Genomic DNA, 21,346 nt, shown 5'->3' with positions numbered 1-21,346 from the left:
CCATGAGTTACCAGGCACCCCTCCAAGACATGCTGTTCAACCTCGAGCACCTGGCGCAGATCGAGCAGATCGCCGCGCTGCCGGGCTTCGAGGACGCCGGCCTCGACACCGCGCGTGCGGTGCTCGAGGAATGCGGCCGCTTCAACCGCGACGTGGTCGCGCCGCTCAATTACGTCGGCGACACCAACCCCTCGTTCTGGAAGGCCGGCGCGGTCACCACCACGCCCGGTTTCAAGGAGGCTTTCAAGCAGTATGCCGAGGGCGGCTGGCAGGGCCTGCAGCACCCGGCCGAGGTCGGCGGCCAGGGCCTGCCCAAGGCCATCGGCGCTGCCTGCGTCGAGATGCTCAACTCGGCCAACCTGAGCTTCGCGCTGTGCCCGCTGCTCTCCGACGGCGCGATCGAGGCGCTGCTGACCGCCGGCAGCGACCAGCTCAAGTCGGTCTACCTGGAAAAGCTGGTCAGCGGCCAGTGGACCGGCACGATGAACCTCACCGAGCCGCAGGCCGGCAGCGACCTGTCGCTGGTGCGCACCAAGGCCCAGCCGCAGCCCGACGGCAGCTACAAGGTCTCGGGCACCAAGATCTACATCACCTGGGGCGAGCACGACATGGCCGAGAACATCGTCCATCTGGTGCTGGCCCGGGTGGCCGGTGCGCCCGAGGGCGTCAAGGGAATCAGCCTGTTCGTCTGCCCCAAGTTTTTGGTCGAGGCCGACGGCAGCCTGGGCGCCCGCAACGATGTGCAGTGCGTGAGCATCGAGCACAAGATGGGCATCAAGGCCAGCCCCACCGCGGTGCTGCAGTTCGGCGACGGGCTGGCGGCGAGCATCGCGGACAGCGCCGGGCCCGGCGCTGTGGGCTACCTGGTCGGCGAGGAGAACCGCGGCCTGGAGTACATGTTCATCATGATGAACGCGGCCCGCTTCGCCGTCGGCGTGCAGGGCGTGGCGGTGGCCGAGCGCGCCTACCAGAAGGCGGTGGCCTATGCCCGCGACCGGGTGCAGAGCCGGCCGGTCGACGGATCCCAGCCGCACAGCGCCACCATCATCCACCACCCCGACGTGCGCCGCATGCTGATGACGATGCGCGCCTTCACCGAAGGCTGCCGCGCGATGGCGACCGTCGCCGCCGCCGCCAACGACGCCGCCCACCACGGCACCGATGCCGACAGCCGCGCGCAGCACCAGGCGTTCTACGAATTCCTGGTGCCGCTGGTCAAGGGCTTCTCGACCGAGACGAGCCTGGAGGTCACCTCCCTCGGCGTGCAGGTGCACGGCGGCATGGGCTTCATCGAGGAAACCGGCGCCGCGCAGTACTACCGCGACGCCAAGATCCTCACCATCTACGAAGGCACCACCGCGATCCAGGCCAACGACCTGGTCGGCCGCAAGACCGCGCGCGACGGCGGCCGCACCGCCCGGGCCATCGCCGCGCAGATCGAAAGAACCGAGGCCGACCTGGCCGCCCGCGGCGGCGAGGCCGCGGCCGAAGTGCTGGGCCACCTGCGCGCCGCGCGCCTGGCCTACCTGGACGTGGTCGGCTTCGTCGTCGATAACGCGAAGGCCGCACCCAACGAGGTCTTCGCCGGCTCGGTGCCCTACCTGATGCTGGCCGGCAACCTGGTCGCCGGCTGGCAGCTGGCGCGCGCGCTGCTGGCGGCCGAGGACTGTCTCGCCCGGGACGAGGACGCGGCCTTCCTGCAGGCGAAGATCGCCACCGCGCGCTTCTACGCCGGCCACATCCTCACCCGGGCGCCGGGCCTGCGCGACAGCATCGTCGGCGGCGCGGCCAGCGTGCTGGCGATGCCGCTCGATGCATTCTGATCGGCGAATGCTATAAAAAACATAGCTGGTGGTCGGCGCCGTACGCCGGCTGCAGCCCTTTTTTATCCATAAAAGAGACCCATGCCCCACATTCCCGCGCCCCTCGCCCGCCTGACGCTGCCCGTCATCGCCTCGCCGCTGTTCATCATCAGCAACCCGCAGCTGGTGATCGCCCAGTGCACCGCGGGCGTGGTCGGCTCGATGCCCGCCTTGAACGCCCGCCCGGCGGCGCAGCTCGACGACTGGCTGGCCGAGATCACCGAAGGCCTGGCCGCCTGGGACCGTGCCCACCCCGACCAGCCCGCCGCGCCCTTCGCGATCAACCAGATCGTGCACAAGAGCAACGACCGGCTCGACCACGACATGGCGCTGGTCGCCAAGTACAAGGTGCCGCTGGTCATCACCTCGCTGGGCGCCCGCACCGACGTGAACGAGGCGATCCACGCCTACGGCGGCGTGGTGATGCACGACATCATCAACAACGCCTTCGCCCACAAGGCGATCGAGAAGGGCGCCGACGGCCTGATCGCGGTGGCAGCCGGCGCCGGCGGCCATGCGGGCGTCAAGAGCCCGTTCGCCCTGGTCCAGGAAATCCGCCAGTGGTTCGACGGCCCGGTGGCGCTCAGCGGCGCCATCGCCACCGGCGGCGCGGTGCTGGCGGCCCAGGCGATGGGCGCCGACTTCGCCTACATCGGCTCGGCCTTCATCGCCACCGACGAGGCGCGCGCCAGCGACGCCTACAAGCAGGCGATCGTCGACGGCAACTCCGACGACGTGGTCTACAGCAACCTGTTCACCGGGGTGCACGGCAACTACCTGGCGCCCTCGATCGTGGCCGCCGGGCTCGATCCGGCCAACCTGCCGCAGAGCGACCCGAGCAAGATGAACTTCGGCGGCGATGCGCGCAAGGCCTGGAAGGACATCTGGGGCTGCGGCCAGGGCATCGGCGCGGTCGACAAGGTGGTGCCCACCGCCGAACTGGTGGCGCGCCTGCGCAGCGAGTACCAGGCCGCCCGCGGCCGCCTGCTCGGCTAGACGCACGGGGCGCCGGCGGGCGCCGCCGCTCGCGTACCATCGCAGCCGCCCAGGGCCCGTACGCGGGCCCTTGTCGCGCCCGGGCTCTGGGCGCACCCATCCCTTCGACTCCTTGCGCGCACCCTGGCGCCGTTCCCATGTCCGCCCGTCCCGATTCACGGCGCATCCCGATGGTCGATGCGCTCAAGGCGATCGCCTGCATCTGCATCGTCTGGCACCACCTGGCCTTCTACGGCCCGATGTCCGACGTGGCCCGGCCGCTGGCGCCGGCGCTGCTCGACTGGCTGGCCGAATACGCCCGCATGGCGGTGCACGTGTTCCTGGTGATCGGCGGCTTCCTGGCCGCGGGCTCGCTCGCGCCGCGGGCCGGCGCCGGCGCGGCGGCCGCGCCGCTGGTGCAGATCCTGCGGCGCTACGGCCGGCTGGCTGCGCCCTACCTGGTCGCGCTGACGGTGAGCGTGCTGGTGGCGGCGCTGGTGCGGCCCACGCTGCACAGCGCGGCCGTGCCCGATGCGCCGGATCTGCTGCAACTGCTGGCCCACGGCTTCCTGGTGCAGGACCTGGCGGGCGAGGACGGCCTGTCGGCCGGCGTCTGGTACGTGGCGATCGACTTCCAACTGTTCGTGCTGGCGGTGGCGGTGTTCGCGGTAGACGGCTGGCTGCAGCGGCGCTGGCCGTCGCAGGCGGGCCGTGCCGCGGTGCTGCTGGTGCTGGGCGTGGCGCTGCTGTCGCTGCTGGTCTTCAACCGAGACGCGGGCTACGACGACACCGCCTTCTATTTCTTCGGCTCCTACGGCCTGGGCATGATGGCCTGGTGGGCCGGCCGATCGGCCCGGCCCGGGACCTGGGTGGCGGTGATGCTGGCGATCGGCGTGGCGGCCCTGGCGCTCGACTGGCGCGGACGGCTCGCCACCGCGCTGGCCGCGGCCCTGATCCTGGTCGCCGTGCAGCACAGCGCGCGGCTGCAGGGCTGGCCGGTGCCGCGGGCGCTGCAGCATCTGGGGCAGATGTCGTACTCGGTCTTCCTGATCCATTTCCCGGTGTGCCTGGCGGTGGCCGCGGCCGTCAGCCGCCTGTGGCCCGCCGCCCCGGCCGCCCATGCGCTGGGGATGCTCGCGGCGTTCCTGCTGTCGGTGGCGGCCGGTTCGGCGCTGCACTACGGGGTGGAGCGGCGCGCGCACTCGCTGCGCACCGTGGCCGTCCTGCTAGCGGTGCTGGTCGCCTGCGGCTGGGCGGTGGGGCGCCTGGCGGGTTGACCGCGGGGGCCGCGCCGGATGGCCGACCACCGGTGCCCGCCTGCAGCGCCGCGGCGGATCGGGCATCATCACGGGTTTCCCCGTAGTCCCGGCGGGCGCCCGGCCCGAAGAATCGCCGGCCTGCCTGCGGCACCCGCCCGCCGTGTCGCTGCGACCGGCGCCGCCCGCGCAACGCTTTTCCCGTCCTCCGTTTCGCCGCGCGGCATCCCGCCCGCCGGCGTCCTGCTTCCCCGTTCGATCCGCTTTCCCATGACTTCATCCGTTTTCCGCACCGCGCTCGTACTCGGCCTACTCTCGGCCATCGGCCCGTTCGCGATCGACATGTACCTGCCGGCGCTGCCCTCCATCGGCCAGGCCCTGGGGGCCGACGCCGGCGCGGTGCAGATGAGCCTGATGGCCTTCTTCATCTCGCTCGGCCTGGGGCAGATCGTCTACGGACCGGTGTCGGACATGGTCGGCCGCCGCGCCCCGCTGGTGGTGGGCCTGGTGCTGTTCGGCGCCGGCAGCGTCGGCTGCGCGCTGGCGGGTGATGTGCACACCCTGATCGCATTCCGCTTCCTGCAGGGCCTGGGTGCCTGCGCCGGCATGGTGATTCCGCGCGCTGTGGTGCGCGACCTGCACACCGGGCCCGACGCGGCGCGGCTGATGTCGCTGCTGATGCTGGTCTTCAGCGTCTCGCCGATCCTGGCGCCGCTCACCGGCAGCCTGCTGATCGAGGCGGCCGGCTGGCGCGCCGTGTTCTGGGCCGTCACCGCCGCGGCCATCGCCGGCCTGGCGCTGATCGCCACCAGCCTGCCCGAGACCCGGCCGCCCGCCCAGCGGGTGGAGAGCAGCGTCGGCAGCGCCCTGGCCGCTTACGGCAAGTTGCTGCGCGACCCGCATTTCCTGGGGCTGGTGTTCATCGGCGCCTTCGGCATCTCGGGCTTCTTCGCCTACCTGGCCAACTCGTCGTTCGTGCTGATCGAGCACTACGGCCTGAGCCCGCGGATGTACAGCATCGCCTTCTCGGTGAACGCGGTGTCTTTCATCGGCGTATCGCAGTTCACCGGCCGGCTGACGGCGCGCTTCGGCCTGGTGCCGGTTGTGCGCTTCGCCGTCACCGGCTACGCGGCCACCATGCTGGCGGGCCTGGCGGTCCAACTGGCGGGCATCGACCACCTGCTGGTGATGGCCGCGCTGCTCTTCGTAGGCTACGGCTTCCTGGGCCTGGTGGTGCCCACCACCGCCGTGCTGGCGCTGGACGCCCACGGCAGCATCGCCGGCACCGCCTCGGCGCTGATGGGTACCCTGCAGTTCGCGACCGGCGCAGTGGTGATCGCGGTGGTCGGCCTGTTCGTCGACGGCACCGCCGCGCCGATGCTGGCGGGGATCGCGGCCTGCGCGGCGGTGGCGGCGGTGGTGGCGCATTTCACGCTGGCGAGCGACGCCAGCACCAAAAGTACCGGCTGAATCGTGCTCCAGCCGGCGCTGCACGCCGGCTACCTGCTATCGATTCAGAAGCGTTACGTCTCAGGTCGCTGCTGCCGCCCTCTGCGTGCATGTGAGCGATGCCTGTCGGCCATGGATTCTGAATGCCGGAATGCTGTATATTTGTACAGCCCTCCACGCCCGTCATGTCCGACGTCATCATCCCTCTACATGCGCTCAAGGGCCGCGGCGCGGCCACGCGGATCGCGCACCGGTTCGAGTCCTCCGAGCGCGATGCCTACGACGACGGCTGGGGAACGATCGAGGAGCACGAGGCCGGCCGGCCCGAGCAGCCGCCGACGGAGGTGCGCTTCGAGGACTGCAAGAGCGCGATCAGCCGCAACGACTCGCCCGACATCCCGTTCGACGCGTCGCTCAACCCCTACCGCGGCTGCGAGCACGGCTGCATCTACTGCTTCGCCCGGCCCACGCACAGCTACCTCAACCTGTCGCCGGGGCTGGATTTCGAGACCAAAATCATCGCCAAGCGCAACCTGGCCGCGGTGCTGCGCCAGGAGATCGCGCGGCCCGGCTACCGCCCCAGCCACATCGCGATCGGCACCGCGACCGACTGCTACCAGCCGGTGGAGCGCGAGCTGCGGCTGACCCGCGCGGCCATCGCAGTGCTGCACGAGGCCCGCCACCCGTTCGGCCTGGTGACCAAGTCGAGCGCGGTCGAGGCCGACATCGACCTGCTGGGCGCGGCCGCGGCTGAAAACCGGGCGGCGGTCTACATCACCATCACCACGCTGGATGCGCGGCTGGCCCGCATCCTGGAGCCGCGCGCCGCCGCGCCGCACCGCCGGCTGCGCACCATCCGCACCCTGGTGGCGGCCGGCATCCCGGTGGGGGTGAGTGTGGCGCCGCAGATCCCGTTCATCACCGAGGACATGGAGCAGGTGCTGGCCGCCGCCCGCGAGGCCGGCGCGCAGAGCGCGTTCTACACCGTGGTGCGGCTGCCGTGGGAGGTGGCGCCGCTCTTCAAGCAGTGGCTCGAGGTGCACTACCCCGACCGCGCCGCGCGGGTGATGGCCCGCATCCAGGACATGCGCGGCGGCAAGGACTACGACGCCGACTTCGCCACCCGGATGAAGGGCAGCGGCCTGTGGGCCGACCTGATCCGCCAGCGCTTCGAGAAAGCCACCAACCGGCTCGGCTTCAACCGGCAGCGGATCGCGCTTGACATCGACCGGTTCCGCCCGCCGGGGCCGGAAGGGCAGGGCAGCCTGTTCTGATGCCTCCGTGGCGCGCACTTTTAGGCAGAACAGGCCGCCAGCCGGCGCAGAATAACGGCCTCATGCTATCAAAAGCGTAGCATGTCAGCTGCCGATCCTGCGGCTGTCCCCCGCGATGCGCACCGCCAGCAGGGCCAGCACGCTGCCCATGATGTAGCGCTGCGCGCGCAGCCAGCCTTCGCTGCGCGACAGGAAGCGGGTGATGCCGGCGGCGCCCAGCACCAGCAGCAGGTTGACCAGGCCGCTGGTGCCGATCTGCACCACGCCCAGCACCGCGCTCTGCCACAGTACTGAGCCGCGGTCGGGGTGCAGGAACTGCGGGAAGAACGACAGGTAGAACATCGCCACCTTCGGGTTCAGCAGATTGGTGAGAAAGCCCATGCGGAACAGCCGGACCGGCGGATCGGCCGGCAGCGCGCGGGGCGCGAACGGCGCGTGGCCGCCGGGCTTGACCGCCTGCCAGGCCATCCACAGCAGGTAGGCGGCGCCGGCGAGCCGGACCGCGTCGAAGGCCAAGGGCACCGCCGCGAGCAGGGCCGTGAGGCCCAGCGCGGCGGCGCAGAGATGCACCAGGAACCCGACCAGCACGCCCGCCAGCGACAGCAGCCCGGCCGTGCGGCCCTGGCACAGGGTGCGCGACACGCAATAGACCATGTTGGGGCCGGGCGTTAGCACCAGCAGCAGGCTGGCCAGCGCGAACCATGCGAGTTCGGTGAGGGAGAACATGGGGCCTCGTCTCTGGTGGGGGTGGTCGGGCGGAAGGACCGAGCAGCATAGCGCGGGTCGATCGCCCTGCCTTGGTTCGCGGACCAGAACAGCCCAGCACAGCACAGGTTGGATCAGCCCAAGTCGGCCCGGCACAGCACGGTCGGCCCTGTCGGCTCGACTGGTTTCGGCAGGTTCAGCGTCTGCGCTTGCGCGGTGCGGCCACCGCGCGGGGCGGAAGGTCGTGTGCGGCGCGGGCCAGGGCATCGGCCTCTGCGTTGCGGTGGCCGGGAATCCACCGGAGTTCGGCCTGGGCGAAGTCGGCGATCCGCGTGCGGGCTTCGGCGAAGGCGCCGGCCAGGTGCGGGATGGGGGAGGGCGGTGCGGGCCCCAGGTGCGCGACCACGGTGCTGCTGTCGGTGTGGATGCGCACGGCGGTGGCGCCGCGGGCGCGGGCCTCGTCCAGGGCCGCGATCAAGGCGCGCAGTTCGGCCTCGTTGTTGCAGCCGGTGCCGGCGGCCAGGCACGAGACGGTGTGCCGCGCGCCGTCCGGTGCGAACAGCACCGCGCCCAGGCCCATCCGGCCGGGGTTGGGCACCGCGCTGCCGTCGCAATGGATCGTCCATTCGCGCGGTGCGCTCACCGGGCCAAGGCCAGAGACGTCGCCCGACCCGGTGGCCTCGGCCGCAGCCGTATCGGTAGCGGTGGCGATGGCCCTCGACGGCGTCGGCATGCCGGCCGGGTCGGCCGCGGGCGCTGCCACCGCTCAGGCGCAGAGCGTCGCCGCGTGGTGCGCCAGGTGGTCGTCGACGAAGGTCGAGACGAAGTAGTAGCCGTGGTCATACCCCGCGTGCTGGCGCAGCGTCAGCGGCTGCCCGGCCTGGGCGCAGGCGGCCTCGAACAGCTCGGGGCGCAGTTGCTGCTGGTGCAGGAATTTGTCGTCCAGGCCCTGGTCCACCAGGATGCCCTGCGGGTACGGCGCCACCGACAGCGCCTGCATCAGCGCGCTGGCGTCGTGTGCGGACCAAGTGCCGCGGTCGGCGCCCAGGTAGCCGGTGAAGGCCTTCTCGCCCCATGCGCACTGGGTGGGCGCGGCAATGGGGGCGAAGGCGGATACCGAGCGGAAGCGCCCCGGGTGCCGCAGCGCCAGCGTCAGCGCGCCGTGGCCGCCCATCGAATGGCCGAAAATGCCCAGCCGGTCGCCCGCGATCGGCAGCGCGGCCTGCAGCAGCGGCAGCAGTTCGTCGAGCAGGTAGCGCTCCATCCGCCAGTGGGTGGCCCACGGCGCGGCGGTCGCATCCAGGTAGAAGCCGGCACCGACGCCGAAATCCCAGCTGTCGGCTTCGCCCGGCACCTGGGCGCCGCGCGGGCTGGTGTCGGGGGCGATCAGGGCCAGGCCCAGTTCGGCGGCGCGGCGCTGGGCACCGGCCTTGGTGGGGAATGTCTCTTCGTTGCAGGTGAGGCCGGCCAAGTAGACCACCGCGGGCACCGGCCCGTGCTGCGCCGCCGGCGGCAGGAAGACCGAGAAGCGCATCGGCAGGCCGATGGTGCCGGAGGCGTGCTCGTAGAAGCCCTGGGTGCCGCCAAAGCAGCGGTGGGACGAGCGCAGGGTGAAGGCGGCGGTGCCGGTGTCGGTGGTGTCGGTCATGGGCGAAGGTGGTGCAGCAGGTCGGCCACCGCGTCGGCGAACGCCTGCGGCTTTTCCTGCGGAAGGTTGTGGCCGGCGCCGGGTACGACGCGGTGCTCGCGCGGGCCGGTGAAGTGGTGGCCGTGGTCGGCGGTGCCGCCGATGGCCATCACGCCGTCGTCGGCACCGTCGAGCGTGATGGTGGGCACGCCGATGCCGGGCTGCCGGGCCAGCAAGGCCTCGGTGGCGGCGCAGGCAGGGTCGCCCGCGACCAGGCCGTAGCGGTGGCGGTACGAGTGAATCACCACCGCCACGAAGTCGGGGTTGTCGAACGACGCCGCGGTGCGCGCGAAGGTGGCGTCGTCGAAGGCCCAGGTGGGCGACCACATCCGCCAGAGCAGCCGGCAGAGCGCCGCGCGGTGGGCCTGCAGGCCGGCGCGGCCGCGCTCGCCGTGGAAGTAGAACTGGTACCAGAACCGTGCTTCCTGCTCGGGTGCTACCGGCTCCAGGGCGGCCGCGATGTGCTGCAGCTTGTAGCTGTTGCCGGACACCAGGCCGGCGCAGCGCTCGGGCTGCAGCGCCGCCACGACGCAGGCGGCGGTGCTGCCCCAGTCGTAGCCGGCCAGCACCGCGCGGGGAATCGCCAGCGCATCCAGCAGCGCCAGCAGGTCCTGTCCCAATGCCGCCTGCTCGCCCGAACGCGGCGTGGCCGCATCGACGAACCGCGTCGGGCCGTAGCCGCGCAGGTAGGGCACCACCACCCGGCAGCCCTGCGCCGCCAGCAGGGGCGCCACCTCGGCATAGGCCTGCACGTCGTACGGAAAGCCGTGCAGCAGCACGACCGGCGCGCCGTCGGTCGGGCCGCTTTCATGGAAGGCGACGTCCAGCACGCCGGCCCGCACCCGGCGCAGGGTGCCCAGGCTTTCAGTCATACAGCACGACGCCGCGGATCGATTCGCCGCGCTTCATCAGGTCGAAGCCCTTGTTGATGTCCTCCAGCGGCATGGTGTGGGTGATCAGCGGGTCGATGCTGATCTTGCCTTCCATGTACCAGTCGACGATCTTCGGCACGTCGGTGCGGCCGCGGGCGCCGCCGAAGGCCGAGCCTTCCCACTTGCGGCCGGTGACCAGCTGGAACGGTCGGGTGCTGATCTCGGCACCGGCCTCGGCCACGCCGATGATGATGCTGCGGCCCCAGCCCTTGTGGGTGCACTCCAGCGCCTGGCGCATCACCTTGGTGTTGCCGATGCATTCGAAGCTGTAGTCGGCACCGCCGTCGGTCAGCTGCTGGATCGCCTCGACGATGTTGCCGCCGGCCGCCTCGATGTCCTTGGGGTTCAGGAAGTGGGTCATGCCGAACTGCCGGGCCATCGCCTCGCGCTCGGGGTTCAGGTCGACGCCGATGATCTTGTCCGCACCCACCATCTTCGCGCCCTGGACCACGTTCAGGCCGATGCCGCCCAGGCCGAAGACGACCACGTTGGCGCCGGCCTCGACCTGGGCGGTGAACAGCACCGCGCCGATGCCGGTGGTGACGCCGCAGCCGATGTAGCAGACCTTGTCGAACGGCGCGTCCTCGCGGATCTTGGCCAGCGAGATCTCGGGCGCCACCGTGTAGTTGCTGAAGGTGCTGGTGCCCATGTAGTGGAAGATGGGCTTGCCGCCGAGGCTGAAGCGGCTGGTGGCGTCGGGCATCAGGCCCTTGCCCTGGGTGCCGCGGATCAGCTGGCACAGGTTGGTCTTGCGGCTCAGGCAGAACTTGCACTGGCGGCATTCCGGCGTGTAGAGCGGTATGACGTGGTCGCCCTTCTTGAGCGTGGTGACGCCGGGGCCGACGTCGACCACGATGCCCGCGCCTTCGTGTCCCAGGATCGCCGGGAAGATGCCCTCCGGGTCGGCGCCCGAGAGGGTGTAGTAGTCGGTATGGCAGATGCCGGTGGCCTTCAGCTCCACCAGCACCTCGCCGAATTTCGGCCCGTCGAGGTCCACGGTTTCGATGGTCAGGGGCTGGCCCGATTGCCAGGCGACGGCGGCTTTGGTTTTCATGGGGAGGAGGGAGTGTGGGGTGGAAAAGAGGGGTGGGCAGGACGGCAGCGGAGCGCGCGGAGAGCATCCACTGTAGAAGCGAATCGTAGCGGCGGCCAGCTTATCCCGGTGGGCGCGGCGGATTTCGCCGTGGCGAATCTCTGCCCGGATTCCCGAAGCGGGATCGCCGCCGGGCCCGGAGCGTCGTTCTCAAGGAAAAAGTGCCTGCAGCCGGCATGCAGGGCCGGCCACCAGCTATCGAAAATATAGCAAAGCTTGTCTTTGTCGTCGGCGCACGGCGATGCATCCGGAAACGAAAAGGCCCGCACGCGGCGGGCCTCGGTGCATGCGGCCTGAAAGCCGCAGCAGGATCAGCGCTTGTCGAGCGGCTGCACGTCGCGGCGCTCGGAGCCGACGAAGAGCTGGCGCGGACGGCCGATCTTGTACTCGGGGTCGCCGATCATCTCGTTGAGCTGTGCGATCCAGCCGACGGTGCGCGCCAGGGCGAACACCGCGGTGAACAGCGGCACCGGGATGCCGATCGCGCGCTGCACGATGCCCGAGTAGAAGTCGACGTTCGGGTAGAGCTTGCGCTGCACGAAGTAGTCGTCTTCCAGGGCGATCTTCTCGAGCGCCATCGCCAGCTTGAACAGCGGGTCGTTTTCCAGGCCCAGCTCGCCCAGCACTTCCTTGCAGGTTTCCTGCATCAGCTTGGCGCGCGGATCGTAGTTCTTGTAGACGCGGTGACCGAAGCCCATCAGCTTGACGCCGGAGTTCTTGTCCTTGACCTGCTTGATGAACTCGCCGATCTTCTCGACGCCGCCGGCCTTCTGGATGTCGTAGAGCATGTTGAGCGCCGCCTCGTTGGCGCCGCCGTGGGCGGGGCCCCACAGGCAGGCCACGCCGGCCGCGATGGCCGCGAACGGGTTGGTGCCCGACGAGCCGCACAGGCGCACGGTGGAGGTGGAGGCGTTCTGCTCGTGGTCGGCGTGCAGGATGAAGATGCGGTCCAGGGCCTTCTCGAGCACCGGGCTGACCTTGTACTCCTCGCACGGCGTGGCGAACATCATGTGCAGGAAGTTGCCGGCGTAGCTCAGGTCGTTGCGCGGGTACATGTACGGCTGGCCGATGCCGTACTTGTAGGCCATGGCGACCAGCGTCGGCATCTTGGCGATCAGGCGGATCGCCGAGATCTCGCGGTGCTCGGGATTGTTGATGTCGGTGCTGTCGTGGTAGAAAGCCGAGAGGCCGCCCACCAGGCCGGTCATGACCGCCATCGGATGCGCGTCGCGGCGGAAGCCCCGCAGGAAGAACTGCATCTGCTCGTTGACCATCGTGTGGTTGGTCACGAGCTTCTCGAAATCGGTCTTCTTCTTGGCGTCCGGCAGTTCGCCGTAGAGCAGCAGGTGCGAGGTCTCGAGGTAGTCGCAGTTCTGCGCCAGCTGCTCGATCGGGTAGCCGCGGTAGAGCAGCTCGCCCTTGTCGCCGTCGATGTAGGTGATGCCCGACTGGCACGCCGCCGTGGAAAGAAAGCCCGGGTCGTAGGTGAACATGCCCGTCTGCGCATAGAGCTTGCGGATGTCGACGACATCCGGGCCGATGCTGCCCTGGTAAACCGGCAGCTCCACGCTCGGGCTGCCGTTGCTGAACGACAGGGTGGCTTTGTTATCCGCTAGCTTCATGTGCTTTCCTTGGTTGGTGCCCGTCGCGGGAATGCCGTTCGGGGCGTCTCTTTGAAATCGGTGGTCTGCAAGGGGCGTGGGGCCCGCTCAGACTCTCAACATGTCCAGTACCTCGCGTGCCTCGGGCGCCTCGGCCAACGCGCCCTCGGGGTCCTTGCGGCGCAGCACCAGGTCGAGCAGGTCGTGGTCCGACAGGTCCATCAGCAGCCCCAGGCCGCGCGCCTGCCGCACCGTGATCGTCTGCTCGTGGCGGGCGAAGAAGCGCTCGATGAACAGGTCGTTCTCCAGCAGGCCCCGCCGGCAGCGCCAGTGCAGCTTGCTGAGGGCCCGCTCGTCGAGCAATGCGTCGTCCGCCGTCGTCGTCTGCATCACACCGCCCGGCGAACCAGGAGTTCCTTGATCTTGCCGATGGCCTTGGTGGGATTGAGTCCCTTCGGGCACACGTCGACGCAGTTCATGATGGTATGGCAGCGGAACAGGCGGTACGGGTCCTCGAGGTTGTCGAGGCGGGCGCCGGTGTCCTCGTCGCGGCTGTCGGCGATGAAGCGGTAGGCCTGCAGCAGGCCGGCGGGGCCGACGAACTTGTCGGGGTTCCACCAGAAGCTCGGGCAGCTGGTCGAGCAGCTCGCACACAGGATGCACTCGTACAGGCCGTCGAGCTCTTCGCGCTCCTCGGGCGACTGCAGCCGCTCCTTGGTCGGCGGCGGCGTGTCGTTGACCAGGTACGGCTTGATCGAGTGGTACTGGGTGAAGAAGTTGGTCATGTCCACGATCACGTCGCGGATGACCGGCAGGCCGGGCAGGGGCTTGATGACGATCGGGTCCTTCAGGGTGCGAAGGTTCGTCAGGCAGGCCAGGCCGTTCTTGCCGTTGATGTTCATCGCGTCCGAGCCGCAGACGCCTTCGCGGCACGAGCGGCGGAAGGCGATGGTCGGGTCGATCGCCTTCAGCTTGATCAGGGCGTCCAGCAGCATGCGTTCGTTGCCGTCGAGCTCGATCTCGATGGTCTGCATGTAGGGCTTGGCATCCTTGTCCGGATCGTAGCGGTAGATGTTGAATGTGCGCTTTTGCATGTTGCTTCTCGCAGGTTTGTTCTGGGGCCGGGCGTTCAGAACGTCCGGACCTTGGGCGGCACGGTGTCGACGGTCAGCGGCTTCATGCGGACCGGCTTGTAGGCCAGGCTGTTGGTCGCGCTGTGCCACAGGGTGTGCTTCATCCACTCGGCGTCGTTGCGGCCCAGCGGGAACTCGGCGTCGTCGGCAGGGCGCTCGTAGTCGTCGACCGTGTGGGCACCGCGGCATTCGTGGCGGGCGGCCGCCGAGACCATGGTGGCCTGCGCCACCTCGATCAGGTTGTCGACTTCCAGCGCCTCGATGCGGGCGGTGTTGAACACCTTCGACTTGTCCTTGAGCGTGATGCCCGCCACGCGGTCACGCAGCGCGGCGATCTTGGTCACGCCTTCGTCCATGCTGACCTGCTGGCGGAACACGCCGGCGTGCTGCTGCATGCTGGCGCGGATCTCGGCCGCCACGTCCTGGGCGTATTCGCCGTCGGTGGATTCCTCGAGCTGGTTCAGGCGCGCCAGGGTGCGGTCGGCCGAGGTGGCCGGCAGCTCCTTGTGCTCCTTGAGCTTGTCGTTGTACTGGACGATGTGGTTGCCGGCCGCGCGGCCGAATACCAGCAGGTCGAGCAGCGAGTTGGTGCCCAGGCGGTTGGCGCCGTGCACGCTGACGCAGGAGCATTCGCCCACCGCGTAGAGGCCGTTTACGACCTCGCTCTCGTTGGCCGCGTTCTGCACCACGACCTGGCCGTTGATGTTGGTCGGGATGCCGCCCATCTGGTAATGGATGGTGGGCACCACCGGGATCGGCTCGCGGGTGATGTCGACGTTGGCGAAGTTGTGCCCGATCTCCTCGACCGAGGGCAGGCGCTTGCGGATCGTCTCGGCACCCAGGTGGTCGAGCTTGAGCAGGATGTAGTCCTTGTTCGGACCGCAGCCCCGGCCTTCCTTGATCTCCTGGTCCATGCAGCGCGAGACGAAGTCGCGCGGTGCCAGGTCCTTCAGGGTGGGCGCGTAGCGCTCCATGAAGCGCTCGCCGTTGCTGTTGAGCAGGATCGCGCCTTCGCCGCGGCAGCCTTCGGTCAGCAGAACGCCGGCGCCGGCCACGCCGGTCGGGTGGAACTGCCAGAACTCCATGTCCTGCAGCGGGATGCCGGCGCGCGCCGCCATGCCCAGGCCGTCGCCGGTGTTGATGAAGGCGTTGGTCGAGGCCTGGAAGATGCGGCCCGCGCCGCCGGTGGCCAGCAGCACGGTCTTGGCCTGCAGGATGTGCAGGTCGCCGGTTTCCATCTCGAGCGCGGTCACGCCGACCACGTCGCCGTCGTCGTCGCGGATCAGGTCGAGGGCCATCCACTCCACGAAGAACTGGGTGTGCGACTCGACGTTCTTCTGGTAGAGCGTGTGCAGCATCGCGTGGCCGGTACGGTCGGCCGCGGCGCAGGCGCGCTGCACCGGCTTCTCGCCGTAGTTCGCGGTATGGCCGCCGAACGGACGCTGGTAGATCGTGCCGTCGGGGTTGCGGTCGAACGGCATGCCGAAGTGTTCGAGCTCGTAGACCACCTTCGGTGCTTCGCGGCACATGAACTCGATCGCGTCCTGGTCGCCGAGCCAGTCGGAGCCCTTGATCGTGTCGTAGAAGTGGTAATGCCAGTTGTCCTCGCTCATGTTGCCGAGCGAGGCGCCCACGCCGCCCTGCGCCGCCACGGTGTGCGAACGGGTCGGGAAGACCTTGGAGAGCACCGCGACGTTGAGGCCGGCCCGCGCCAGTTGCAGCGATGCGCGCATGCCGGAGCCGCCGGCGCCGACGATCACGACGTCGAACTTGCGCTTGGTGATGTTTTTCGTGGAGTAGGTCATTTTTTTAGAGCCTCCAGAGCACCTGGATGGCCCAGCCGGCACAGCCGACCAGCCAGGCGATGGAAAAGATTTGCAGGACGAGGCGCAGCACAACGGGCTTGACGTAGTCCATCAGCACGTCGCGCATGCCGATCCACACGTGGTAGAGCAGGGCGACGATCACGACGAAGGTGAGCACCTTCATCCACTGGGCCGAGAAGATGCCCGCCCAGCGGTCGTAGCCGATCGGGCCGCGGGTCAGCAGGACCTGCGCCAGCACCACCACGGTGAAGAGGGCCATGATGATCGCGGTGGCGCGCTGGGCGATCCAGTCGCGAAGACCGTAGTGCGCACCGACGACGACGCGCTTGGAGCCATAGTTGACAGACATTCTTGTGCTCCTAGATCAGTACAGGCCGAACAGCTTGGCGCCCAACACCAGCGTGAGGCCGATGCTCAGAACCAGCACGGCGACGGCGGTGCTGGCACCCTTCTTCTTCTCCACCGCATGGTGGTCGACGTCCATCCAGAGATGGCGGATGCCGGCGATGAAGTGGTGCAGATAGGCCCAGATCAGTGCCAGTGCCACCAGCTTGAAGAAGAAGCCCGGCACGAAACCCACGCCCATGTTGAACGCCAGCTTGAAGCGGGCGAACGAGATTTCCGAGGAGACCGAGGAGTCGAACATCCAGATGATGAACGGCATCAGCACGAACATGATCACGCCGCTGACGCGGTGCAGGATCGACACCCAGCCGGCGGGCGGCAGCCGGTAGGTGGTGAGATCGGTGAACGCATTGATATTGCGGAACTCGGGCCGCTTCTTGGCTAGCTCTGGCATGGGGGGCTTTCGTGGAGGTATCGGGTCCGTCATCCGGCAGGTGCAGACAGCCCAAAATTCTATTGCAATGCACAACACCCGGAGACTAAGCTTGCGGAATCTGACAGTTCCGCAGGGACAGGGGCCGGGTGCGGGCCGGGTCAACTGAGGTCGTTGCGGTAGTGGTAACCCTCGGTTCGGTACAGGCCGCGGCGCAGTTCCATCGGCGTGTCGTTGTAGGTGAAGGCCAGCCGCTCGACGCTCAGCAGCGGGCTGCCCTGCGGCACCTGCAGCAGGTCCGCCTGCTCCGGCGAGGCCGCGACCGCCCGCAGCTTCTCCGACGCGCGCACCATGCGCACCCCGAATTCGAGCTCGAACAGCGCGTAGGTGGGGCCGCGGTGCTCTTCCATGCGCGCCGCGGTCAGGCCCTTGAACGGCTGGCCGGGCAGCCACAGTTCTTCGAAGATCGTGGGAACGCCGGAGAAGGACAGGATGCGCCGCGCCTGCAGAACCGGCTCGCCGGCCTTCAGCCCCAGCGTGCGGGCGATCTCGGCCGAGGAGCGGATGCGCTTGCAGTCGAGCACCCTGCGGTCGGCCTGCACCGGCTCGGGCGAGCCGTCGCTCGAGCGGTCGGGCACCAGCTTGAGGAAGCGGTAGCGCACCTGGCGCTCGGAATGGGTGGCGACGAAGGTGCCCTTGCCCTGGCGGCGCACCACCAGGTTCTCGGCCGCAAGTTCGTCGATCGCCTTGCGCACGGTGCCCTGGCTCACCCGGAAGCGGGCGGCCAGCTCGATCTCGCTCGGGATCGCCTCCGCCGGCTTCCAGTCGCCCGCCTGCAGCCGCTGCAGGATGAGGCCCTTGATCTGCTGGTAGAGCGGGCTGAACGCGGGCGTGCCGGCCTGCGGCGCAGGCTCGGGCAGGGCGGTATCGGCGTTCGGCGAAAGGGAGTGCATGGGCGAAAAGATGGGCTGGGCCCTGCGCGCGGTGGGGGCGCGCCGGTGCGATGCGGGGCCGTGCAGCATGCCGGATCATATCTTATATAAGACATAAGACAAATTGACCGGTCTTCGCAAACGGCAGTACACTTGCGAGTTGTCCTGGCCGGCCACGCGGCACCCGAGACAGATCTTGGAATCGACGAAGAGGCGTGAGCGGACACAGGCGGCAGGGCACCGTTTTCATCCCCCATCCAGGAGCTTTCCCTCATGAGCAAGACCCCCGTCCGGGTAGCCGTCACCGGCGCCGCAGGCCAAATCGGCTACGCCCTACTGTTTCGCATCGCTTCCGGCGAGATGCTCGGCAAGGACCAGCCCGTCATCCTGCAACTGCTGGAGATCCCGGACGAGAAGGCCCAGAAGGCGCTCAAGGGCGTGATCATGGAACTGGAAGACTGCGCATTCCCGCTGCTGGCCGGCGTGGTGCCCACCGGTGACCCGCTGGTCGCCTTCAAGGATGCCGACTACGCCCTGCTGGTCGGTGCCCGTCCGCGCGGCCCCGGCATGGAGCGCGCCGACCTGCTGGCCGCCAACGCCCAGATCTTCACCGCCCAGGGCAAGGCCCTCGACCAGGTGGCGAGCCGCAACGTCAAGGTGCTGGTGGTAGGCAACCCGGCCAACACCAACGCCTACATCGCGATGAAGAGCGCCCCGAGCCTGCCGCGCGAGAACTTCACCGCCATGCTGCGCCTGGACCACAACCGCGCCGCCAGCCAGATCGCCGCCAAGACCGGCACCAAGGTCGGCGACATCGAGAAGCTGACCGTCTGGGGCAACCACTCGCCCACGATGTACGCCGACTACCGCTTCGCCACCACCGGCGGCAAGGCGGTCAAGGACCTGATCAACGACCAGGTCTGGAACGCCGACACCTTCCTGCCGACCGTCGGCAAGCGCGGCGCCGCGATCATCGAAGCCCGCGGCCTGTCGTCGGCTGCGTCGGCCGCCAATGCCGCCATCGACCACATGCGCGACTGGGCGCTGGGCTCGCAGGGCAAGTGGGTCACGATGGGCATTCCTTCCAACGGCGAGTACGGCATTCCGAAGGACGTGATCTTCGGCTTCCCGGTCACCACCGAAGGCGGCAAGTACAAGATCGTCGAAGGCCTGGAGATCGACGCTTTCAGCCAGGAGCGGATCGACAAGACCCTCAAGGAACTGGAAGACGAGCAGGCCGGCGTCAAGCACCTGTTGTAAGCCGGCCCGGCTCGTTTCGACACCGCACCGCCAACATCCACCCGACATGAGCGACTGGAATCCCCAGCTCTACCGGCAGTTCGAGGACGAGCGCACCCGCCCGGCCGCCGAACTGCTGGCGCGCGTGCCGTTGGAGGCGCCTCGCCGTGTCGTCGACCTCGGCTGCGGTCCCGGCAATTCGACCGAATTGCTGGTGCGCCGCTTTCCCGCCGCCCGGGTGGTGGGCATCGACACCTCCGAGTCGATGCTGGCCAGTGCCCGGGCGCGCCTGCCCGGTACCGAATTCGCCTGGGGCGACATCGCCACCTGGGCACCCGCGTCGGCCGCCGAGGCGCCCGACCTGGTCTATGCGAACGCCGCCCTGCAATGGGTCGGCGATCACCTCTCCCTGGTGCCGCGGCTGTTCGCGGCGCTCGCACCCGGCGGCGTGCTGGCGGTGCAGATGCCCGACAACCGCGCCGAACCCTCCCACCGCCACATGCGCGAGGCCGCCGGCATGGCGCCGTGGGCCGCTTCGATCGGCGACGTGAACGCCCTGCGCACCGGCATCCTGCCGCTGGCCGACTACTACGACTTGCTGGCGCCGCACGCGGTGCGGGTCGACGTGTGGCACACCGTCTACCAGCATCCGATGGCCTCCGCCCAGGCCATCGTCGAATGGGTGAGCGGCACCGGCCTGAAGCCTTTCGTCGACCGCCTTCCGCCGGACCTGCGTCCCGGCTACCTGGCCGAGTACACCCGGCGCATCGACGCCGCCTACCCGGTGCGTGCGGACGGCCGGCGTCTGCTCGCCTTCCCGCGCATGTTCCTCGTCGCCCAGCGCGCTGCATGAGCGCAGTGCCCGCGTCCCATCCCCGGCAGGTGCTGCTCGGTGCGCAGGCCGGCGCCGTGGTGCTGCCGGTATGCGACCATTACAGCGGCGTCGAGAAGCGGATGCAGAAGAGCCTGCAGCTGCAGGCCGAGATGACCGCCGAGCTCGGCGTCTGCCCCTTCGACGTGACGCTCGACTGCGAAGACGGCGCGCCGGTCGGCGGCGAGGCCGAGCATGCCGACCTCGTCGCCGGCCTGGCGCTCGCGGCAGCCGACGGTGCCCGCGTGGCGGTGCGGGTGCATCCGGTGCACCACCCGGCGTTCGACGCCGACGTGGCCGCCATCGTCGGACGCGCCGGTCACCGGCTGGTGCATGCCATGCTGCCCAAGGTCGAATCGGTCGCCGACGTGGACCGTGCGGCGCGCGCCCTGGATGCCGCCGGGGCTCCCGGCCTGCCGCTGCAGGTGCTGATCGAATCGCCCGGCGCGGTGCACCGCGCCTTCGACATCGCGGCCCATCCGCGGGTGCAGTCGCTCAGCTTCGGGTTGATGGATTTCGTGTCGGCCCACGCCGGGGCGATTCCGGCCGACGGCATGGGCGCCGCGGGCCAGTTCACCCATCCGCTGGTGGTGCGGGCCAAGCTGGCGATCGCCTCCGCTGCACACGCCGCCGGCAAGGTGCCGTCGCACTGCGTGGTGACCGAGTTCGGCGATGCCGACGCCCTGCGCAGCGCGGCGCGGCGGGCCGCCCGAGAGTTCGGCTACACCCGGATGTGGAGCATCCATCCGGCGCAGATCCGCCCGATCCTCGACGCGTTCGCGCCCGATGCGCGCGAGGTCGACACCGCCGCGCAGATCCTGCTGGCGGCCCAGCGTGCCGACTGGGCGCCGGTCAGTTTCGCGGGCAGCCTGCACGACCGCGCCAGCTACCGCCATTTCTGGCACCTGCTGGAGCGTGCCCATCGCACCGGAGCGGCATTGCCCTCCGAAGTGCGCCACTGGCTCGTCGGCGAACCATTTGCTGCGGCGTGATCTCTCAGTTCAGGCCGCGTTTCCTTTTCAACCCCCGACACCCCACCCCGCTACACACCGGACCCCCATGAAGAACACCCTCATCGCTTTCACCCTGGTTGCCCTGGCGGCGCCAGGCCTCGCCCTGGCCCAGGCGGCCGACGCCAAGCCCAAGACCGCGGCGCCGGCCAAGGCCGCGGCCAAGCCTGCCGCCAAGCCGGCTGCTTCGGCCAACGCCGCCGCCGCCAAGGCCAAGCCGAAGCCGCGTCCGAAGATCACCCGTTCGGCCGCCAAGGCGGTGGAAGAGGTCACCCCGATCAGCGAAGACACCAACGTCACCCTGTCCGAGGCCGACCTCGCCGTCGCGCAGCGCGTGCACTCCGGCCAGATCAAGTGCGAGCTGGGCGCCAACGTCGAGATCACGCCCGATCCGGCCAAGCCGGGCTTCTTCACCGTGCGCACCGCCAAGGTCCGCTACCGCATGCACCCGGTCGACAGCCGCACCGGCGCGATCCGCCTGGAAGACCCGCGCGCCGGCGCGATGTGGCTGCAACTGGGCAACAAGTCGATGCTGATGAACCAGAAGCTGGGCGAGCGCCTGGCCGACGAGTGCCAGAGCCCGCAGCAGACCGCGATGGCCGAAGAGATGAAGAAGAGCCCGCAGCGCAGCCTGCTGGATCCGGCGGAGCCGGCCAAGACCGACGGCGCCGAAACCGCCAAGTAAGCGAAACCCACCGACGGGCCGCCCGCGCGCGGCCCGCT

21 protein-coding genes are annotated in these 21,346 nt (G+C 69.3%); 9 read left to right on the top strand and 12 right to left on the bottom strand.

Going from position 1 to position 21,346, the window contains the following annotated elements; genetic code table 11:
* Nucleotides 1-2 precede the first annotated feature (2 nt).
* From ASE76_RS02305 to ASE76_RS02285, 5 genes are all read left to right on the top strand, one after another.
* Nucleotides 3-1,823: an acyl-CoA dehydrogenase gene (locus ASE76_RS02305; RefSeq protein ID WP_055834069.1), complete on the top strand. Its 1,821-nt coding sequence runs from the start codon at nt 3-5 to the stop codon at nt 1,821-1,823.
* An 81-nt stretch (nt 1,824-1,904) separates the two neighbouring features.
* Nucleotides 1,905-2,858: a nitronate monooxygenase family protein gene (locus ASE76_RS02300; protein ID WP_055834066.1), complete on the top strand. Its 954-nt coding sequence runs from the start codon at nt 1,905-1,907 to the stop codon at nt 2,856-2,858.
* A 137-nt stretch (nt 2,859-2,995) separates the two neighbouring features.
* A complete protein-coding gene (locus ASE76_RS02295; RefSeq protein ID WP_156362495.1) occupies nt 2,996-4,114 on the top strand; it encodes an acyltransferase in 1,119 nt (372 codons plus the stop codon).
* A gap of 249 nt (nt 4,115-4,363) precedes the next feature.
* Nucleotides 4,364-5,563: a multidrug effflux MFS transporter gene (locus ASE76_RS02290; protein WP_055834063.1), complete on the top strand. Its 1,200-nt coding sequence runs from the start codon at nt 4,364-4,366 to the stop codon at nt 5,561-5,563.
* 164 nt (nt 5,564-5,727) lie between these two features.
* Nucleotides 5,728-6,816, top strand: a complete 1,089-nt coding sequence (locus ASE76_RS02285) for a PA0069 family radical SAM protein (protein ID WP_055834060.1) — start codon at nt 5,728-5,730, stop codon at nt 6,814-6,816.
* A gap of 84 nt (nt 6,817-6,900) precedes the next feature.
* On the opposite strand, the gene ASE76_RS02280 is transcribed toward ASE76_RS02285, so the two are convergent.
* The 12 genes from ASE76_RS02280 to ASE76_RS02225 all read right to left on the bottom strand — a co-directional run bounded on the left by ASE76_RS02280 (nt 6,901) and on the right by ASE76_RS02225 (nt 17,524).
* Nucleotides 6,901-7,542 carry a LysE family translocator gene (locus ASE76_RS02280; protein ID WP_055834057.1) on the bottom strand — a complete coding sequence of 214 codons (642 nt, stop codon included), beginning with the start codon at nt 7,540-7,542 and terminating at the stop codon, nt 6,901-6,903.
* Between the two features lie 175 nt (nt 7,543-7,717).
* Nucleotides 7,718-8,284 carry a ribonuclease HI family protein gene (locus ASE76_RS02275; RefSeq protein ID WP_369793351.1) on the bottom strand — a complete coding sequence of 189 codons (567 nt, stop codon included), beginning with the start codon at nt 8,282-8,284 and terminating at the stop codon, nt 7,718-7,720.
* Between the two features lie 3 nt (nt 8,285-8,287).
* Entirely contained in the window at nt 8,288-9,169 is an 882-nt protein-coding gene (gene fghA, locus ASE76_RS02270) for an S-formylglutathione hydrolase (protein ID WP_055834050.1), read from the bottom strand.
* Entirely contained in the window at nt 9,166-10,080 is a 915-nt protein-coding gene (locus tag ASE76_RS02265) for an alpha/beta fold hydrolase (RefSeq protein ID WP_055834048.1), read from the bottom strand. Before ASE76_RS02265 ends, fghA begins: the two co-directional genes overlap by 4 nt.
* Entirely contained in the window at nt 10,073-11,194 is a 1,122-nt protein-coding gene (locus tag ASE76_RS02260) for an S-(hydroxymethyl)glutathione dehydrogenase/class III alcohol dehydrogenase (protein WP_055834046.1), read from the bottom strand. The genes ASE76_RS02265 and ASE76_RS02260 overlap by 8 nt, the downstream gene beginning before the upstream one ends.
* A 350-nt stretch (nt 11,195-11,544) precedes the next feature.
* The gene (locus tag ASE76_RS02255) at nt 11,545-12,855 is read right to left on the bottom strand and encodes a citrate synthase (RefSeq protein ID WP_055834043.1); all 1,311 of its coding nucleotides are present in this window, start codon (nt 12,853-12,855) and stop codon (nt 11,545-11,547) included.
* Nucleotides 12,856-12,942: 87 nt separating this feature from the next.
* Nucleotides 12,943-13,224, bottom strand: coding sequence for a succinate dehydrogenase assembly factor 2 (locus ASE76_RS02250; protein WP_055834040.1), 282 nt, complete (start codon nt 13,222-13,224; stop codon nt 12,943-12,945).
* Nucleotides 13,224-13,928, bottom strand: a complete 705-nt coding sequence (locus tag ASE76_RS02245; protein ID WP_055834037.1) for a succinate dehydrogenase iron-sulfur subunit — start codon at nt 13,926-13,928, stop codon at nt 13,224-13,226. Before ASE76_RS02245 ends, ASE76_RS02250 begins: the two co-directional genes overlap by 1 nt.
* Before the next feature lie 35 nt (nt 13,929-13,963).
* Complete coding sequence (gene sdhA / locus ASE76_RS02240) at nt 13,964-15,772, bottom strand: succinate dehydrogenase flavoprotein subunit (RefSeq protein WP_055834033.1); 1,809 nt, start codon at nt 15,770-15,772, stop codon at nt 13,964-13,966.
* A gap of 4 nt (nt 15,773-15,776) precedes the next feature.
* Entirely contained in the window at nt 15,777-16,142 is a 366-nt protein-coding gene (gene sdhD, locus ASE76_RS02235; RefSeq protein ID WP_055834030.1) for a succinate dehydrogenase, hydrophobic membrane anchor protein, read from the bottom strand.
* Nucleotides 16,143-16,157: 15 nt separating this feature from the next.
* A complete protein-coding gene (gene sdhC, locus ASE76_RS02230; RefSeq protein WP_055834027.1) occupies nt 16,158-16,592 on the bottom strand; it encodes a succinate dehydrogenase, cytochrome b556 subunit in 435 nt (144 codons plus the stop codon).
* A gap of 140 nt (nt 16,593-16,732) precedes the next feature.
* Nucleotides 16,733-17,524 (bottom strand): GntR family transcriptional regulator, encoded by a 792-nt coding sequence (locus ASE76_RS02225; RefSeq protein ID WP_055835509.1) that lies wholly within the window; start codon nt 17,522-17,524, stop codon nt 16,733-16,735.
* 252 nt (nt 17,525-17,776) lie between these two features.
* Here ASE76_RS02225 and ASE76_RS02220 point away from each other — a divergent pair, with 252 nt between their 5' ends.
* The 4 genes from ASE76_RS02220 (at nt 17,777) to ASE76_RS02205 (ending at nt 21,308) form a co-directional block, all read left to right on the top strand.
* On the top strand, nt 17,777-18,763 hold the full coding sequence (locus tag ASE76_RS02220; protein WP_055834023.1) for a malate dehydrogenase: 987 nt from the start codon (nt 17,777-17,779) through the stop codon (nt 18,761-18,763).
* Between the two features lie 46 nt (nt 18,764-18,809).
* Complete coding sequence (gene tam / locus ASE76_RS02215) at nt 18,810-19,595, top strand: trans-aconitate 2-methyltransferase (RefSeq protein ID WP_055834019.1); 786 nt, start codon at nt 18,810-18,812, stop codon at nt 19,593-19,595.
* On the top strand, nt 19,592-20,605 hold the full coding sequence (locus tag ASE76_RS02210) for a CoA ester lyase (protein WP_055834016.1): 1,014 nt from the start codon (nt 19,592-19,594) through the stop codon (nt 20,603-20,605). Before tam ends, ASE76_RS02210 begins: the two co-directional genes overlap by 4 nt.
* A gap of 67 nt (nt 20,606-20,672) precedes the next feature.
* Nucleotides 20,673-21,308, top strand: a complete 636-nt coding sequence (locus ASE76_RS02205) for a hypothetical protein (RefSeq protein ID WP_055834013.1) — start codon at nt 20,673-20,675, stop codon at nt 21,306-21,308.
* The last annotated feature ends 38 nt before the right edge of the window (nt 21,309-21,346 follow it).

Origin of the sequence: Xylophilus sp. Leaf220 (assembly GCF_001421705.1) — a bacterium.
Lineage (GTDB): Bacteria > Pseudomonadota > Gammaproteobacteria > Burkholderiales > Burkholderiaceae_C > Xylophilus.
Note: the sequence above shows the minus strand (reverse complement) of the source record. Positions and strands in the feature narration are given on the sequence as shown.

What these genes read in the sequence shown, in the direction of transcription:
- ASE76_RS02305 (WP_055834069.1), top strand. Translation starts at nt 3, where the DNA reads ATGAGTTACCAGGCACCCCTCCAAGACATGCTGTTCAACCTCGAGCAC.
- sdhD (WP_055834030.1), bottom strand. Translation starts at nt 16,142, where the DNA reads ATGTCTGTCAACTATGGCTCCAAGCGCGTCGTCGTCGGTGCGCACTAC.
- tam (WP_055834019.1), top strand. Translation starts at nt 18,810, where the DNA reads ATGAGCGACTGGAATCCCCAGCTCTACCGGCAGTTCGAGGACGAGCGC.
- ASE76_RS02295 (WP_156362495.1), top strand. Translation starts at nt 2,996, where the DNA reads ATGTCCGCCCGTCCCGATTCACGGCGCATCCCGATGGTCGATGCGCTC.
- ASE76_RS02210 (WP_055834016.1), top strand. Translation starts at nt 19,592, where the DNA reads ATGAGCGCAGTGCCCGCGTCCCATCCCCGGCAGGTGCTGCTCGGTGCG.
- ASE76_RS02280 (WP_055834057.1), bottom strand. Translation starts at nt 7,542, where the DNA reads ATGTTCTCCCTCACCGAACTCGCATGGTTCGCGCTGGCCAGCCTGCTG.
- ASE76_RS02290 (WP_055834063.1), top strand. Translation starts at nt 4,364, where the DNA reads ATGACTTCATCCGTTTTCCGCACCGCGCTCGTACTCGGCCTACTCTCG.
- fghA (WP_055834050.1), bottom strand. Translation starts at nt 9,169, where the DNA reads ATGACCGACACCACCGACACCGGCACCGCCGCCTTCACCCTGCGCTCG.
- sdhC (WP_055834027.1), bottom strand. Translation starts at nt 16,592, where the DNA reads ATGCCAGAGCTAGCCAAGAAGCGGCCCGAGTTCCGCAATATCAATGCG.
- ASE76_RS02285 (WP_055834060.1), top strand. Translation starts at nt 5,728, where the DNA reads ATGTCCGACGTCATCATCCCTCTACATGCGCTCAAGGGCCGCGGCGCG.
- sdhA (WP_055834033.1), bottom strand. Translation starts at nt 15,772, where the DNA reads ATGACCTACTCCACGAAAAACATCACCAAGCGCAAGTTCGACGTCGTG.
- ASE76_RS02250 (WP_055834040.1), bottom strand. Translation starts at nt 13,224, where the DNA reads ATGCAGACGACGACGGCGGACGACGCATTGCTCGACGAGCGGGCCCTC.
- ASE76_RS02225 (WP_055835509.1), bottom strand. Translation starts at nt 17,524, where the DNA reads ATGCACTCCCTTTCGCCGAACGCCGATACCGCCCTGCCCGAGCCTGCG.
- ASE76_RS02265 (WP_055834048.1), bottom strand. Translation starts at nt 10,080, where the DNA reads ATGACTGAAAGCCTGGGCACCCTGCGCCGGGTGCGGGCCGGCGTGCTG.
- ASE76_RS02205 (WP_055834013.1), top strand. Translation starts at nt 20,673, where the DNA reads ATGAAGAACACCCTCATCGCTTTCACCCTGGTTGCCCTGGCGGCGCCA.
- ASE76_RS02220 (WP_055834023.1), top strand. Translation starts at nt 17,777, where the DNA reads ATGAGCAAGACCCCCGTCCGGGTAGCCGTCACCGGCGCCGCAGGCCAA.
- ASE76_RS02300 (WP_055834066.1), top strand. Translation starts at nt 1,905, where the DNA reads ATGCCCCACATTCCCGCGCCCCTCGCCCGCCTGACGCTGCCCGTCATC.
- ASE76_RS02260 (WP_055834046.1), bottom strand. Translation starts at nt 11,194, where the DNA reads ATGAAAACCAAAGCCGCCGTCGCCTGGCAATCGGGCCAGCCCCTGACC.
- ASE76_RS02245 (WP_055834037.1), bottom strand. Translation starts at nt 13,928, where the DNA reads ATGCAAAAGCGCACATTCAACATCTACCGCTACGATCCGGACAAGGAT.
- ASE76_RS02255 (WP_055834043.1), bottom strand. Translation starts at nt 12,855, where the DNA reads ATGAAGCTAGCGGATAACAAAGCCACCCTGTCGTTCAGCAACGGCAGC.